This window comes from Streptomyces sp. NPDC096205, assembly GCF_044763135.1.
Lineage (GTDB): Bacteria > Actinomycetota > Actinomycetes > Streptomycetales > Streptomycetaceae > Streptomyces.
In genome coordinates this window covers 601,882-616,594 of the sequence record NZ_JBIWFS010000002.1, presented here as the reverse complement: position 1 = coordinate 616,594, position 14,713 = coordinate 601,882, and the positions used below count along the sequence as shown (strand labels likewise).

The 14,713-nt window shown below is 72.1% G+C and carries 16 protein-coding genes; 5 read left to right on the top strand and 11 right to left on the bottom strand.

Going from position 1 to position 14,713, the window contains the following annotated elements; all coding sequences use genetic code 11:
• Positions 1 to 29: 29 nt before the first annotated feature.
• Positions 30 to 596, bottom strand: coding sequence for a DoxX family protein (locus ACIQ6Y_RS09200; RefSeq protein ID WP_404034775.1), 567 nt, complete (start codon positions 594 to 596; stop codon positions 30 to 32).
• A 175-nt stretch (positions 597 to 771) separates the two neighbouring features.
• Here ACIQ6Y_RS09200 and ACIQ6Y_RS09195 point away from each other — a divergent pair, with 175 nt between their 5' ends.
• Positions 772 to 1,095 carry a nuclear transport factor 2 family protein gene (locus ACIQ6Y_RS09195; protein ID WP_404034773.1) on the top strand — a complete coding sequence of 108 codons (324 nt, stop codon included), beginning with the start codon at positions 772 to 774 and terminating at the stop codon, positions 1,093 to 1,095.
• 175 nt (positions 1,096 to 1,270) lie between these two features.
• Here ACIQ6Y_RS09195 and ACIQ6Y_RS09190 read toward each other — a convergent pair whose 3' ends face one another.
• The 5 genes from ACIQ6Y_RS09190 to ACIQ6Y_RS09170 form a co-directional block, all read right to left on the bottom strand.
• Positions 1,271 to 2,035 (bottom strand): SDR family oxidoreductase, encoded by a 765-nt coding sequence (locus ACIQ6Y_RS09190; RefSeq protein WP_404034771.1) that lies wholly within the window; start codon positions 2,033 to 2,035, stop codon positions 1,271 to 1,273.
• A gap of 120 nt (positions 2,036 to 2,155) precedes the next feature.
• Positions 2,156 to 3,142, bottom strand: coding sequence for a small ribosomal subunit Rsm22 family protein (locus tag ACIQ6Y_RS09185; RefSeq protein ID WP_404034769.1), 987 nt, complete (start codon positions 3,140 to 3,142; stop codon positions 2,156 to 2,158).
• Entirely contained in the window at positions 3,139 to 3,435 is a 297-nt protein-coding gene (locus ACIQ6Y_RS09180) for a hypothetical protein (protein ID WP_404034767.1), read from the bottom strand. Before ACIQ6Y_RS09180 ends, ACIQ6Y_RS09185 begins: the two co-directional genes overlap by 4 nt.
• A 129-nt stretch (positions 3,436 to 3,564) precedes the next feature.
• Entirely contained in the window at positions 3,565 to 4,740 is a 1,176-nt protein-coding gene (locus ACIQ6Y_RS09175) for a serine hydrolase domain-containing protein (RefSeq protein ID WP_404034765.1), read from the bottom strand.
• On the bottom strand, positions 4,701 to 5,996 hold the full coding sequence (locus ACIQ6Y_RS09170) for a multidrug effflux MFS transporter (protein WP_404034763.1): 1,296 nt from the start codon (positions 5,994 to 5,996) through the stop codon (positions 4,701 to 4,703). The genes ACIQ6Y_RS09175 and ACIQ6Y_RS09170 overlap by 40 nt, the downstream gene beginning before the upstream one ends.
• Positions 5,997 to 6,096: 100 nt before the next feature.
• Between ACIQ6Y_RS09170 and ACIQ6Y_RS09165 the strand changes: the two genes are divergently transcribed.
• The 3 genes from ACIQ6Y_RS09165 (at position 6,097) to ACIQ6Y_RS09155 (ending at position 8,674) form a co-directional block, all read left to right on the top strand.
• Complete coding sequence (locus ACIQ6Y_RS09165; RefSeq protein ID WP_404034761.1) at positions 6,097 to 7,095, top strand: Gfo/Idh/MocA family protein; 999 nt, start codon at positions 6,097 to 6,099, stop codon at positions 7,093 to 7,095.
• A gap of 98 nt (positions 7,096 to 7,193) precedes the next feature.
• On the top strand, positions 7,194 to 7,817 hold the full coding sequence (locus ACIQ6Y_RS09160) for a TetR/AcrR family transcriptional regulator (protein ID WP_404034759.1): 624 nt from the start codon (positions 7,194 to 7,196) through the stop codon (positions 7,815 to 7,817).
• 137 nt (positions 7,818 to 7,954) lie between these two features.
• The gene (locus ACIQ6Y_RS09155) at positions 7,955 to 8,674 is read left to right on the top strand and encodes a bifunctional DNA primase/polymerase (RefSeq protein ID WP_404034757.1); all 720 of its coding nucleotides are present in this window, start codon (positions 7,955 to 7,957) and stop codon (positions 8,672 to 8,674) included.
• A 103-nt stretch (positions 8,675 to 8,777) separates the two neighbouring features.
• Here the strand turns inward: ACIQ6Y_RS09155 and ACIQ6Y_RS09150 are convergent, their stop codons facing one another.
• From ACIQ6Y_RS09150 to efeO, 4 genes are read right to left on the bottom strand one after another with little or no spacing between them, the layout of a single operon-like run.
• Entirely contained in the window at positions 8,778 to 9,770 is a 993-nt protein-coding gene (locus ACIQ6Y_RS09150) for a hypothetical protein (protein WP_404034755.1), read from the bottom strand.
• Positions 9,730 to 10,602 carry an iron uptake transporter permease EfeU gene (gene efeU / locus ACIQ6Y_RS09145; protein WP_404034753.1) on the bottom strand — a complete coding sequence of 291 codons (873 nt, stop codon included), beginning with the start codon at positions 10,600 to 10,602 and terminating at the stop codon, positions 9,730 to 9,732. Before efeU ends, ACIQ6Y_RS09150 begins: the two co-directional genes overlap by 41 nt.
• A 3-nt stretch (positions 10,603 to 10,605) precedes the next feature.
• Entirely contained in the window at positions 10,606 to 11,862 is a 1,257-nt protein-coding gene (gene efeB / locus ACIQ6Y_RS09140) for an iron uptake transporter deferrochelatase/peroxidase subunit (protein WP_404034751.1), read from the bottom strand.
• Positions 11,863 to 11,879: 17 nt separating this feature from the next.
• A complete protein-coding gene (gene efeO, locus ACIQ6Y_RS09135) occupies positions 11,880 to 13,037 on the bottom strand; it encodes an iron uptake system protein EfeO (protein ID WP_404034749.1) in 1,158 nt (385 codons plus the stop codon).
• Positions 13,038 to 13,279: 242 nt separating this feature from the next.
• Here efeO and ACIQ6Y_RS09130 point away from each other — a divergent pair, with 242 nt between their 5' ends.
• Positions 13,280 to 13,924: a PhzF family phenazine biosynthesis protein gene (locus ACIQ6Y_RS09130; RefSeq protein WP_404034747.1), complete on the top strand. Its 645-nt coding sequence runs from the start codon at positions 13,280 to 13,282 to the stop codon at positions 13,922 to 13,924.
• A gap of 74 nt (positions 13,925 to 13,998) precedes the next feature.
• Here ACIQ6Y_RS09130 and ACIQ6Y_RS09125 read toward each other — a convergent pair whose 3' ends face one another.
• Positions 13,999 to 14,679 (bottom strand): heme oxygenase (biliverdin-producing), encoded by a 681-nt coding sequence (locus ACIQ6Y_RS09125; protein ID WP_404034745.1) that lies wholly within the window; start codon positions 14,677 to 14,679, stop codon positions 13,999 to 14,001.
• Positions 14,680 to 14,713: the final 34 nt, after the last annotated feature.

Sequence of the window (14,713 nt, the reverse complement as noted above, 5' to 3'; positions counted from 1 at the left end):
GCGTCCGGCGGGTTCTGGCCGGACTGCGGCTACTCCCCGAGCAGCGACTCCTGGTCGTCGAACAGGGCCGCCTGCTCCTCCCGCTCGGACTTGCGGAGCTGCTTGTTGCGGGTGCCGACGACGACCGCGGTGGCGGCCGCCGTCACCCCGAGGGCCACCGGGACCATCCAGCCGCGGTCGAAGATGTGGCCGAGGGCGTGGTCCAGGGAGAGCCGGCCGGGTCCCGTGACGGCGAGGCCGGTGGCGGCCAGGCCCAGCGTGGCCGCGTACTCGTAGCCGCCGCCCTGGTTGAAGAAGCCGTTGGGGGTGTGCACCGCGGCGGCGCCCGCCATCGCGCCGGCCGCCGCGGCGCCCGCGGCCGGGGTGGCCAGGCCCAGCGCCAGCAGGGTGCCGCCGCCCGTCTCGGCGAGCCCGGCCGCCGTCGCGCTGGCCCGGCCGGGCTTGTAGCCGACGGACTCCATGAACTGTCCTGTGCCCTCGATGCCGTGGCCGCCGAACCAGCCGAACAGCTTCTGCGTGCCGTGCGCGGCGAGCACCCCTCCGGCGCCCAGCCGGAGCAGCAGCAGACCCAGATCACGTCGGTCGTAGCAGGTCACGATGACTCCCAGAGAGATACCGAAGGGATGCGAGGCACCCGGACGCCGAAGACCCGCCCGCCTTGTGCTTCGTCCCTCCACCGTCCCATCACCGGGATCGGCCGGCCCGGCCCGTGCCGCCGTTCGGGTGGCACACCCGGTGGCGGCTCCCCGGCCCCGGTGTGACGCTGACGCCATGACGATTCAGACCGCCCGACTCAGCGACCCGGCCGTCCGCGCCTTCGTCACCGCCGTCAACGCGCACGACCGCGAACGGTTCATGGACCTGCTCGCGCCCGACGCGACCATGTCCGACGACGGCACGGACCGGGACCTCAGGGATTGGATCGACCGGGAGATCTTCTCCTCCAACGGCCACCTGAAGGTGGACCGGGAGTCGAACAACGGCCGCGACCTGGTCGCCCACTACCGCAACGACACCTGGGGCGAGATGACCACCCGCTGGCACTTCGAGGTCGAGGACGGCAAGATCGCCCGCTTCGAGACCGGCCAGGCATGACACGGCAGCCGTTCCACGGGTAGGTGAGTTCCGTGGAACGGCTGCCGCCTTCCCCCCTGGGATTGGCCGGAACCATAGAGCTTCAAGTGTGAAGCTCTTGTGGAGATGAGTCGACCATACGTCGTCTACCAGCCGCAATAGGGGGGAACTTCAAATTTCGGTTGTGCAACTCGCGTCAGCCGCGCCCCACGTACGGCATCGCTGTCGCCAGCACCGTCGCGAACTGCACGTTCGCCTCCAGCGGCAGCTCCGCCATGTGCCGCACCGTGCGCGCCACATCGGCCACGTCCATCACCGGCTCGGGCCGGATCTCGCCGTCGGCCTGGAGCGCGCCCGTCTGCATGCGGACCGTCATGTCCGTCGCCGCGTTGCCGATGTCGATCTGCCCCACCGCGATGCCGTACGCCCGCCCGTCCAGGGACAGTGACTTGGTCAGGCCGGTCAGCGCGTGCTTGGTGGCCGTGTAGGCGACCGAGTGCGGCCGGGGCGTGTGGGCGGAGATCGAGCCGTTGTTGATGATCCGGCCGCCCCGCGGGTCCTGCTCCTTCATCTGCCGGTACGCCGCCTGCGCGCACAGGAACGCGCCGTTGAGGTTCGTGTCCACCACGTGCCGCCACGCCTCGTAGGACAGCTCCTCCACGGGCACGCCGCCCGGCCCGAACGTGCCCGCGTTGTTGAACAGCAGGTCCACGCGGCCGAACCGCTCCACGGTCGCCGCGAACAGCGCGGCCACGTCGTCCGGCTGTGAGACGTCCGTGCGCACGGCGAGCGAGGCGCCCTCGGGTGCGAGTGCCGCCGTCTCCCGCAGCGTCTCCGTACGGCGGCCCGCCAGCGCCACCGACCAGCCGGCCCGCAGCAGCTCCACGGCGACCGCGCGGCCGATCCCGGAGCCGGCGCCGGTGACCACCGCGATCCTCTTGCCAGTTTCCTTCGCGTTCATGGCCCCGCAGCGTACGGGACGGTCCGGAATGCGGAACTCATCCGTCCGCCATGCGGGTGTCGTGCACCCGTCAATCTGTCACGGAGGTGGGGGAGCCGGGCCTGAAGCCTGTCTGAGCAGTCACTCCGCCGGGGGCCACGCGTCGCCCCACTCCGCGTCCCGGGCCACCTTGTACAGGTCCCCGTGCCGCTTGGTGACCGTCGTACGGCGCAGCTGCTCGTCGGCCTCGCACAGGTCGAGGAGCACCTGCCCCTTGCGGATCTGCGGCCGCCGTACGACCCGGGCGGGGGCCGGGGTCACGGGCAGGCGGGTGGCGGCGACGTAGGCGAACTTCTCGTCCTCGTACGCCAGCGAGCCGCCCTTGACCTGCCGGTGCAGGGAGGAGCGGCTGACCCGCGCCGAGAAGTGGCACCAGTCCTCGCCGGGCACGATCGGGCAGGCGGCGCTGTGCGGACAGGGCGCGGCGACATGGAATCCGGCGGCGATCAGCCGGTCGCGGGCCTCGATGACGCGGGCGTAGCCGGCGGGGGTGCCGGCCTCGACGAGCACGACGGCCTGCGCGGCGGAGGCGGCCGCGTCCACGAGCGCGGCGCGGTCGGCCTCGGTCAGCTCGTTGAGGACGTACGACACCGTGACGAGATCGGTGCTCTCGATCGTGAGCGCCGCTCCGATCCGAGAGCGCTGCCACCGTACGCCGCTCAGCGCCGGGTTGGCCGCGGCGATCTCCCGGCCCAGCGCCAGCGCGGGCTCGGCCCAGTCCAGGACGGTCACCTCGCGCGGCCCGTCCCAGGTCGCGCTCACCGCCCAGGTCGCCGCGCCCGTGCCGCCGCCGACGTCCACATGGCTGCCGGGCGCCCAGCCGGGCACGGCGTCCGCGAACGCCGCGAGCGCCGCCGAGACCGCCTCGAAGGTGGCGGGCATCCGGTACGCGGCGTACGCGGCCACGTCCGCCCGGTCCCGCAGGATCGGCGCGTCGGTGGGGGTGGCTCCCCGGTAGTTGGCGATCAGTCGCTCGACCGCCTGCGCGGCCTGCCGCGGCGGGAGGCCGTCGAGCAGCCCGGCGAGCGAGGCGCGCAGGGTTTCGGCGGGGCTGACGGGGTCGTTCACCCAGCGATTGTATGGGGGGCCGAGGACAGCGACGGACTGTCCGCGAACGCCTTCTCCCCGTCGACCTCGTAGCAGGCGTTGACGCTGGCGTCCCCGAGCGTGGTGTCGACGAAGCGCTGGACGTCGTCGACGGACCGCGACTCCCACAGGCACGTCGCGGCCGAACCGTCCACGCGCGGGTAGAACTGCAGCACCCTGGTGCCCTCCGGCGCCCCACGGCCCTCGATCAGGGCCGTACCGCGGCTCCACGCCGCCTCCGGGTTCGAGAAATTGTGCTGGACCACGACGTACATGCCGGCCTCCTGGTCCGATGCCTGTCCTTCACCGACTTCCATTGTGGGCAGGCGGGGCATACCTGTACAAGAAGCGCAGACTGGGGCAAATCTCCACTCGTGCCCCGACCGCTCATGCCCCCGGACCGCTCACGCCCCCCGGACCGCCCGCACCGCCCGCGCCACTCGCGTCCCCGCCGCAGCCCGCGGCGCGCTGTCCGCGGGCCTGCGGCGCGGGTGGACGGTGTTGGCCAGCAGGACGAGGAACGTGTCCGTCGCCGGGTCGATGACCAGGGACGTCCCCGTGAAGCCCGTGTGACCGGCCGCGCCGCGGCCCGCCAGCTCGCCCATGAACCACGCCTGGTCCAGCGCGAACCCGAGCCCCGGCGGGGTCAGCAGCAGCTCCACGAAGTCCGGGCCGAGGATGCGCGCGGGCCCGTAGGAGCCGCCGGCCAGCAGGGCACGGCAGAACACCGCCAGGTCAGGGCCCGTCGAGAACAGCCCCGCGTGCCCGGCGACCCCGCCCAGCGCCCACGCGTTCTCGTCGTGCACCTCGCCCCGCAGCATCCCCCGGTCCGCCTTGGCCCACGGCCGCCGCTGGTCCTCCGTCGCCGCCGCGCCCGGACACGGCCCGAAGCGCGTCGCCGTCATCCCGAGCGGCCGGGTGATGCCCTCATGGATCAGGACGTCAAGGCCCCGCCCGGTGATCCGCTCCAGGACGTGCTGGAGCAGCAGCATGTTCAGGTCGGAGTACACATACGCCCCGGGCCCGGAGACCGGCTCCTCCGCCCGCAGCAGCGCCAGCCGCTCCTCGGCGTCCGCACAGTCGTACAGCGGCAGCTCCGGCCGCAGCCCCGAGGTGTGCGTGAGCAGCTGCCGTACGGTGATCCCGTGCCCGGCCGCCCCGCGGAACTCCGGCAGATACGCGCCGACCAGCGCGTCGATGCCCAGGGTGCCCCGCTCGATCTGCTGCACCGCGGCCACCGAGGTGAACAGCTTCGTCAGGGACGCCAGGTCGAAGGGCGTGTCCACGGTCATCGCCACCCGCCGCTCCGGCGGCAGCTCCACGCCCCGGTCGGCCACCGCGTCGAAGCCCGCGTACCGCACGGCCCAGCCCGCGGCCTCGGCCACCGCCACCACCGGGCCGCGCCCGGCGACCACGACGGCACCCGCGGCCCAGGGCCGCTCCCCGGTGGTGAGGTCATGGACCTCACCCACCAGGCGGTCGATCTCCGCGCGGTCGAGCCCGGCCCGTTCCGGCGTGCCCGTGCGCAGTCTCGGCGCGCTCAGCTCTCCTCCCCGGCGGTCTCGGCCGTGGCACGCCACGGCCGGCACAGCAGCGCGAAGAAGCCGGCCGCGAGCAGCGCCGCCGACAGCTGGACGACGGCCATCGGCACGGCGGTGTCCTCCCCGGCGATGCCGACCAGCGGGGAGGCGACCGCGCCGATCAGGAAGGACGACGTGCCGAGCAGTGCGGACGCCGACCCGGCGGCGTGCTTCGTCCGCATCAGCGCGAGCGCCTGGGTGTTGGGCAGCGTGATGCCCATCGCGGTCATCAGCACGAACAGCGCGGCCGCGACCGGCGCCAGCCCCGTCCGACCGAACACGCCCAGCGCCATCAGCAGCAGCGCGGTCGCGGCGACGGCGACCACCGCCAGGCCCACGCCCAGCACCCGTTCCAGCCGGACCCGGCCCACCAGCACCTTGCCGTTGAGCTGCCCGGCCGCGACCAGCCCGACCGAGTTCAGACCGAACAGCAGGCTGAAGGTCTGCGGCGAGGCCCCGTGGATCTCCTGGATCACGAACGGCGAGGCCGAGATGTACGCGAACAGCGCCGCGAAGGCGAACCCGCCGGTCAGCAGGAATCCGGTGAACGGCAGGTCGGCCAGCAGCCCGCGCATCGAGCGCAACGCCTCGCCGACCCCGCCCGCGTGCCGCTCGGCCGGCGGCAGCGTCTCCGGCAGTCGCGTCCACACCAGCGCCGACAGCAGCACCCCGATCACCGTCAGGACGACGAACACACCCCGCCAGTCCGTCACCCGCAGGATCTGCCCGCCGATCAGCGGCGCCACGATCGGGGCCACGCCCGAGATCAGCATCAGCGTGGAGAAGAACCGGGCCATCGCCACACCGTCGTACAGATCGCGGACCACCGCCCGCGCGATCACGATCCCGGCGGCGCCCGCGAGGCCCTGCGCCAGCCGGAACGCGACCAGCGTCTCGACGGTCGGCGCGAACGCGCACAGCGCGGTGGCCACGACATACACCGCCAGCCCGGTCAGCAGCGGGCGCCGGCGGCCCCAGCGGTCGCTCATCGGGCCGACCACCAGCTGGCCCAGCGCCATGCCGAACAGACAGGCCGTGAGCGTGAGCTGCACGGTCGCGGCGGGCGCGTGCAACTGGCGGGTGACCTCCGGCAGCGCCGGGAGGTACATGTCCATCGCCAGCGGGGGAGTGGCGGTCAGCCCGCCCAGGACGAAGGTGACGAGCGCGCCGGTGCCGCGCGCGCCGCGCACGGGCGGCCGCGTCGGGGGTGCGGCCGCCCGTGACAGATCAGGTGTGGACGCCCCGCCGTCGGCCATGTGCCCCTGCCCCTCCTCGTCGCGCCGTGCGCTCCCTATGCTCTCAGCTCGAACACAGTGCTGATTGGCTGATTGTCACCGGAACGAGGGTGGGGCGGGAATGACGACGGACGTGGTGCGGTGGGGAATCCTGGCCACTGGGGGGATCGCGGCGGCGTTCACGGCGGATCTCGTGGATCTGCCGGACGCGGAAGTGGTCGCGGTGGCCTCGCGCACCGAGGCCTCGGCGAAGACCTTCGCGGAACGCTTCGGCATCCCGCGGGCCTACGGCGACTGGGCGACGCTCGCGATGGACGAGGACGTCGACGTCGTCTACGTCGCCACCCCGCACGCGGCACACCGGGAGGCGGCCGGGCTGTGCCTGGAGGCCGGGCGGAACGTGCTGTGCGAGAAGGCGTTCACGCTGAACGCGCGCGAGGCCGAGGAACTGGTCGCGCTGGCACGCGAGCGCGGGAGCTTCCTGATGGAGGCCATGTGGATGTACTGCAACCCGCTGGTACGGCGGCTGAAGGCGCTGGTGGACGACGGTGCGATCGGCGAGGTGCGCAGCGTGCAGGCCGACTTCGGCCTCTCCGGCCCCTTCCCGCCCGCGCACCGGCTGCGTGACCCCGCACAGGGCGGAGGAGCGCTGCTGGACCTGGGCGTGTACCCGGTGTCCTTCGCGCAGTTGCTGCTCGGCGAGCCCGCGGACATCGCGGCGAGAGCAGTGCTCTCGGACGAGGGCGTCGATCTCCAGACGGGTGCGCTGCTCTCCTTCGAGAGCGGTGCTCTGGCTTCGGTGCACTGCTCCATCGTCGGGGGTACGGCCGTCCAGGCCTCGGTCACCGGCTCGCACGGCCGCATCGACATCCCGTCCGGCTTCTTCCACCCGGACCGCTTCGTCCTGCACCGCGACGGCCGCGACCCCGAGGAGTTCACCGCCGACCCGGCCGACGGCCCCCGCACCACCCTCCGCCACGAGGCCCGCGAGGTCATGCGCGCCCTGCGCGCCGGCGAGACCGAGTCCCCGCTCGTCCCGCTGGACGGCACGCTCGCGGTGATGCGCACGCTGGACGCGATCCGGGAGCGGGTGGGGGTGCGGTACCCGGGGGAGGCCTGAGCCCGCGGCTGGTCACGGGGGGCGGGCTCAGAAGTGTCGACTCAAGGGGCGGCAGGCTGAGGCGAGACGCCGCGTCTCGCCCCTGCTATCGTCCCCCCATGGTCGACAAGCCCGCCCCCGACGCCAGCCGCCGCAGCGAGAAGTCCCGCCGCGCGATCTACGCCGCCGCCCTCGCCCTCGTCGGCGAGGTCGGCTACCCGAAGACCACCGTCGAGGGGATCGCCGCCCGCGCCGGCGTCGGCAAACAGACCATCTACCGCTGGTGGCCCTCCAAGGCCGACGTCCTGCTGGAGGCGTTCCTCGACCTCGGCGACCAGGCCGCGCAGGCGGCGGGCGCCGAGGACGGCCAGTCGTACGGCATCCCGGACACCGGCGACCTCGCCGCCGACCTCCGGGCCGTGCTGCACGCCACCGTCGACGAACTCCTCGACCCCCGCTTCGAGGCCCCCGCCCGCGCCCTCGCCGCCGAGGGCCTGGTCAACGAACAGCTCGGCCGCCGCTTCGTCGCCCGGCTCCTCGAACCCCAGCTCCAGCTCTACGTCGACCGCCTGCGCGCCGCCCAGGCCGTCGGCCAGGTCCGCCCCGGGGTCGACCCGCGCATCGCCCTGGAGCTGTTCGTCTCCCCGCTCGCCCAGCGCTGGCTCCAGCACACCGGGCCCATCTCCTACGAGTACACCGACACCCTCGTCGACTACGCCCTGCACGGCCTGGCGCCCCGATAAGTCCCGCTCCGCACCGAACGCCGGTGTGGGGTATGTCTCGCCCCACCCTTCCCGGTTGTCGGCTCCGGCCCCCCGGGGCGCAGGATGGTGGGACCATGAGGCATGCTGTCCGCACCACAGCGAGGGCGAGGGGATAGATGAGCGGGGAGTTCGGTGGCCTGACCGGCCTGCGGGGCAAACTCACCCAGTGGCTGCGCAGAAGCGGCCCCGAGACCGCCGGTGACGGCGGCCGTGAGGCCCTGCTGCTCGCCGCCGCCGCAGCGGGCCTGCCGCTCGCGCCCGCCGCGCACCCCGCCCCCGGCTACCGCTGTTCCTGCGACCGCGTGGGCTGTCCCACCCCCGCACGGCACCCGGTGTCGTTCGCCTGGCAGACGCAGTCCACCACCGACCGCGCCCAGATCGAGCGCTGGGCCCGCCATCAGCCGCAGGCCAACTTCATCACCGCGACCGGCATGACCCACGACGTCCTCGACGTCCCCCTGGAGGCCGGCCGCGAGGCCCTGGCCGGGCTGCTCGCGGCGGGGATCGACGTCGGCCCGGTCGCCGAGAGCGACGACGGCCGCATGCTCTTCTTCACGCTGACGCGTGGCACCCCTGAGGACGAGGACGAGTGGTGGCCGTGCGAGCTGGACTGTCACCCCGAGACGATGGACGAGCATCCTGGGCTGCGGTGGCACTGCCGGGGGTCGTATGTGCTGGTGCCGCCCGCGCGACTTCCCGGTGACGACCGCAGCGTCCACTGGGTGCGGGGCCTGGAGTACGCCCTGCCGGACCCCCTGACGCTGCTGGAGCACCTCACCGATGCGTGTGCCCGGCACACGGGGCATGTGCCTGCGGCCTGGCCTCTGCGGCACTGACCGTAGCTTCGACCGTTGTGTGTTCACGCGCCCGCCGTCGTGGCTGGTCGCGCCCACGCGGCGGAGCCGCACATCGATACAGCCCCGCGCCCCTGGGGCGTTGTCACTCGCCCTTGGCCCCCGTCAAGCCCTGGATCCTCCCCAGCATCTCCACCTCGGCCCCCTTCTTCGGGTCCAGGACCACCTCGTTGGAGACGAACTCCATCGTCAGGGACTGCTTGATCTCCCCGGTCGTCAGGGCCAGGACGTCGTCGCCAGGGGTCGGCACGCTCGTGCCCGTGGCCGCGGTCTGCTTCTCGAAGTGGCGCGTGGCGAAGAAGACCAGCGCGCCCCCGTCGGCGGTGCGCAGCGCGAGCGGGGCGTAGTCGCCCCCGGACAGGGGCTCGTCGATGTACTGCCGGGCGAGACCGGGGCGTTGGGCGTTCTTGTCGCGCAGTTCGCGCCACTCGGAGGTGTGCGTGCCGTCGGCGAAGACGGTGTCGCCGTCCTGGAGGTAGGAGGCGTAGTCCTGGCTCAGGTTCTTCGGGGCGATGGCCAGTTCGGGCGAGTCGGCGGGGACGGCCTCGACATGGCCGTCGGCGTCCTTCTTCAGGTCGGGGACGGAGCCCGGCGCGACCAGCGTCAGATAGGCCACTTCCCAGGGGGCGTCCTGCTTGTCGCGGGTGAAGACCAGCAGCCAGCGGGCGTCGCCGCCCTTGTTGCCCTTGGCGTCGGCGAGGAACCAGCGCGGCCAGCCGGCCTTCTCGACGATGGTGAACTTCGCGTCCGTCAGCTCCAGCGGCGTGTGGTTCGCGTTGCCGTCGGGGTGGTTGGCGTGGCCCGCCTTCAGCCGGGCCCCGTCGATGTCGGCGAGGGCGCCGGTGACACGGCCGGCGTCCAGCGAGCTGTCGTAGGCCTTGTCGGCCGCGTTGTAGGCGGCCGTGAAGTCCTCAAGTGCCTTGGCGGCCTCGGACTGCGTGGCGGCCGGGAGCACCTCGCGCTCCCCGTGCACCACCACGCATCCGCTCAAGGTCAGCGACAAAGCGGTCAGCGTGGCCGCTATGACGCCGTTCCGGTCACGCCTGCGAAGCCTCAGACGGCTGCGATCCCTGCTCATCGGGCTCCTTCACCTTCCCCTTCCCGGAGGCGAACCCTACCGGGGCGAGGAACAGCGCGAGCGTCGGGATCAGGTACAGCAGCCACACCGTGACCTGGAGGACGGTCGGATCGGGCTGGAAGTTGAAGATGCCCTTCAGCAGCGTGCCGTACCAGCTGTCCGGCGGGATCGCGCCGCTGATGTCGAACGCCTTGTCCGTCAGGCCGGGCAGGAAGTCGGCCTCCTGCAGGTCGTGGAAGCCGTACGCGAGGACGCCCGCGGCGACCACGACGAGCATGCCGCCGGTCCAGGTGAAGAACTTCGCCAGGTTGATGCGCAGCGCGCCCCGGTAGAACAGCCAGCCCAGGAACACCGCGGTGGCCAGGCCCAGTCCGGCACCGATCAGCGGGCGCGGGGAGCCGTCGCCGGCCGCGCGCACGGACGTCCACACGAACAGGGCGGTCTCCAGGCCCTCCCGGCCGACGGCGAGGAAGGCGGTGACGACCAGGGCGACCGTGCCGGTGCTCAGGGCCGAGTCGAGCTTGCCGTGCAGTTCGGCCTTCAGATGCCGGGCGGTGCGCCGCATCCAGAAGACCATCCAGGTCACCAGGCCGACCGCGATGACCGACAGCGTCCCGCCGAGCATCTCCTGCGCCTCGAACGTCAGCTCCTGGGAGCCGAATTCGAGGGCGCAGCCGAAGCCGAGGGCGAGCGCGACGGCGACGCCGATGCCGGTCCAGATCGGCTTGAGGGCGTCACGCCGGCCGGTCTTGACGAGGTAGGCGATCAGGATGCAGACGACGAGGCTGGCCTCCAGGCCCTCGCGCAGCCCGATGAGGTAGTTGGAGAACACGCCTCAGGCCTCCTTCGCGAACAGCGTCCGGCCCCACCAGTCGTCCTTGTCGCGGACGCCGGGCGGGATCGCGAAGACCGCGGAACCCACGTGCTGGATGTACTCGTTGAGCGCGTCCGTGGCCAGGTTGCGCTGCACGGGCACGAAGCCCTTGCGGACGTCCTTCTGGTACGCCAGGAAGAACAGGCCCGCCTCCAGCCGGCCCAGGCCGTCGGTGCCGTCGGTGAAGGAGTAGCCGCGGCGCAGGATCGTCGCCCCGTGGTTGGAGTCGGGGTGGGCGAGCCGCACGTGCGCGTCGGGCTTCATCGCCTTCAGGAACGGCTCGTCGCGCTCCTTGGCCTTGCCGACCGGGGCGCCCTCGCCCTTGTCGCGGCCGAAGATGTCCTCCTGCTCCTGCAGGGAGGTGCGGTCCCAGGTCTCGATGTGCATGCGGATGCGGCGGGCGACCAGGTAGGAGCCGCCGGCCATCCAGTCGGGCCCTTCCTTCTCGCCGACCCAGACGAACTTCTCCAGCCGGTCCGTCTCGGTGCCCGCGATGTTGCGGGTGCCGTCCTTGAAGCCCATCAGGTTGCGCGGGGTCTGCGCCTCGGGCGTCGTGGAGGAGGTCTTGCCGAAGCCGAGCTGGGACCAGCGGATGACGACCTTGCCGAAGCCGATGCGGGCCAGGTTGCGGATCGCGTGCACCGCGACCTGCGGGTCGTCGGCGCAGGCCTGGATGCACAGGTCGCCGTTGCTGCGGGCCGGGTCGAGGTTGTCGCCGGCGAACTTCGGCAGGTCGATCAGGGCGTCGGGGCGCTGGTCGGCCAGGCCGAACTTCGCGAACAGCGAGGGCCCGAAACCGATCGTCAGGGTCAGCCGGGACGGCTTGAGGCCGAGGGCCTCGCCGGTGTCGTCCGGCGGCGCCTCGGCGAGCCCGCCGTACGCGCCCTCGCCGACGGCCTGTCCGGCCGTCATCCGGCGGGCGGCCTCGGTCCAGTCCTTGAGCAGCTGCACGAACTCGGCGCGGTCGTCCGTCTTCACGTCGAACGCGGCAAAGTGCAGCCGGTCCTGGACCGGGGTGGAGATGCCCGCCTGGTGGGCGCCGTGGAAGTCGATCGCGGCGCCCGCCTCGGCGCCCGCGGGGTCGACGTCGTTGCCCGTACGGGTCATGGCGACGGCCCCGCCGGCCGCGACGGCGCCGAGCGCGAGGCCCGCACCGCCCCAGCCGAGCAGCGAACGCCGGGACGGGATGGCGGCCTGGGTGCTGTCCGTGTCGGTCATGTCCGGTTGCCCCTCGTTCACTTCACGACAGCGGCGGCGAGCTGGGAGAGCGGCTCGGCGAGCGCGTTCACCGCGTCCGACAGCTCCTTGCGGTCGGCCTTGCCGACCTTGTCGTACGAGGTGAACTCGTACGAGGTCTTGTTCGGGCGGTACTTGTCCAGCAGGCCGTTCAGCGCGGTGAACTGCTTGTCCAGCTCGGCGGTCAGCTTCGCGTCGTTCTCCTGGGCGACCGGCTTGAGCAGCGCGTAGGACTTCTCGGCGCCCTCGACGTTGGCCTTGAAGTCGACGAGGTCGGTGTGCGAGTAGCGCTCCTCCTCGCCGGTGACCTTGCCGGTGGCGACCTCGTCGAGCAGTTCCTTGGCGCCGTTGGCCATGGAGGTGGGGGTGATCTCGGCCTTGCCGACCCGGTTCTGCCAGTCCTTCAGGTCCTTGACGAGCAGGTCCGCGAGCTGCTTCTCACGGTCGCCGATCTTCTTGTCCTGCCACAGTGCCTTCTCCAGGCGGTGCCAGCCGGTCCAGTCGGTGGCCGGGTCCTGGCCGTCCTCCAGGCCGTCCTCGCGGACGTCGACCTTGGGGTCGATGTCGCCGAAGGACTCGGCGACCGGCTCGGTGCGCTCCCAGCCGATGCGGGAGGGGGCGTAGGCGGCCTGGGCGGCCTTCAGGTCGCCGTCCTCGACGGCCGCCGCGAACTTCTCGGCGAGCGGCAGCGTCTCGTCGGCCTGCGCCTGGACGTAGGCACGGTAGGCGGCCACGGCCTTGTCGAGGCGCGGGTCGCGCTTGGCCGCGGCGCCGCCGCCGGTGGCCTTGATGTCCTGGCGGATGCCGTCGCCCTTCATGCCGGGCTTGCAGGCGATCTGGTAGTCACCGGCCTTCACCTCGGCGGTGACCCGCTGCTTGGTGCCGGGGCCGATGTTCTCGCGCTCGGTGACCACACGGTCGTCCGGGAACAGGACGTAGACCTCGGTGACCTTCGAGCCCTTGTTCTCGATGGCGAGTTCGAGGTGCCCGGCGGGCACCTCCTTCTTCGACACCTCGCACTTGTCGTCGGTGGCGGTCACGGTGATGACGTTGTCCGCGCTCGCGTCGCCCTTGCTTTTCTCGGTGCAGCCCGTGACGGCGGTCAGGGCCGCCGCGGTGGCGGCGGCGGTCGCGACGGAGAGGCGGACGGCACGCATACGAACTCCAGACGAGTGGCGGAAAATCTACGTGACCCACGTCACTTCGGCATGGGTAGGCTCGCCTAACTTATCTGAGCCTTACCTGTGTGATACCCAAGCGAACGGTGATTCAGCTCTCATCGACGCTGTATGAGCACGGCCTGATCACGCCGGCCCAAACCGCACACCATGGGAAGGTCAAGAAACAGCCAAGGGCGGCGGTGTGATCCTCTCGTGGCGGCCGATGATTGAATTCCCCGGTGACTGACTACGACGTGCTGCGCGTCTTCTGTGCGCCGAACGGCGGATACGGCAACGAACTGGGTGTCGTCCGCGAGGGCTCGCTGCTGCCCGAGCGCGAGGACCGCCAGGCGTTCGCCGCCAAGCTCGGCTTCAGCGAGACCGTGTTCGTCGACGACCCCGAGCGCGGAGTCGTCGACATCTACACGCCCACGCTGCGGCTGCCCTTCGCCGGTCACCCCTGCGTCGGCACGGCCTGGCTGCTGGACGTGCCCGAACTGGTCACCCCGGCCGGGACGGTGGGCGCCCGCCAGGACGGCGAGTTCAGCTGGATCGAGGCCCGTGCGGAGTGGGCGCCCCCGCGCACGCTGCGTCAGTACGCCACGGCCGCCGAGGTGGACGCCCTGCCGGTGCCGCCCAAGGGTGAGTGGATCTACGCCTGGGCCTGGGAGGACGAGGCCGCGGGCCGCGTGCGCGCCCGGGCGTTCCCCGGCCGGGACGACGGCATCGACGAGGACGAGGCGACCGGCGCGGCGGCGCTGCTGCTGACCGCCCAACTGGACCGGGCTCTCAACATCACCCAGGGCAAGGGCTCCCAGCTCCTGACGGCACCTCAGCCGTACGGATGGGTGGAGATCGGCGGGCGGGTCCTTCTGGAGCGCTGAAGGGCAGTTGGGTCAGGGGTGAGGGGAACTGCGCGACCAGCCCCAACGGCGCCGCACCGGATCGACGGCAGCGCTCACGCCGACAGCGGGTACTCCGCCTTCAGCGCCCTGAACACCGCGGTGTTCAAAGCGAACGCGTTCTGGCACTCCGCGACGATCCGCTGTCTCTCCACCTCGTCCGCCACGACAGAGTCCAGCCGCTCCCGGTAACTCCGCTTGAACGCCGCCGGGTTGGGGATCTGCTCGAACACATAGAACCGCACGCCGTCGCCCTTGCGCGCGAACCCCCACGTCCGCTCGGCCTTGTCGCGGATGATCTGCCCGCCGGACAGATCGCCGAGGTAGCGGGTGTAGTGGTGGGCGACATAGCCGCCGGGCCAGCGCCCGGCGCAGTACCGCACCCGGTCCGCGTACGCGCGCGTGGCCGGCAGTGCGCTCAGCCCCGCCCGCCAGCCGGGCCCGCGCAGATGCTCCAGGTCCCGCTCCAGGGACCCGAGCCGGAACAGCTCGGGCCGGATGAACGGCCCCGCGACCGGATCGGCCGCCAGCCGCTCGGCACCCGCCTCCAGAGCCTCGTACACGAACCACAGCTGCTCGGTGTAGCGCGCGTACGCGTCCACACCGAGCCGGCCGCCGAGCAGGTCGCTCATGAACGTCGAGCTCTCCGCCTGCGCGTGCTGCTCCTGGGACGCGGTGCGGATGACGGTGGAGAAAGGGGAGAGGGAGGAGCGGGGGGAGAAGGACTCCGGATCCATACGGATCACCCATACCGGTGCAATATCCGACAAT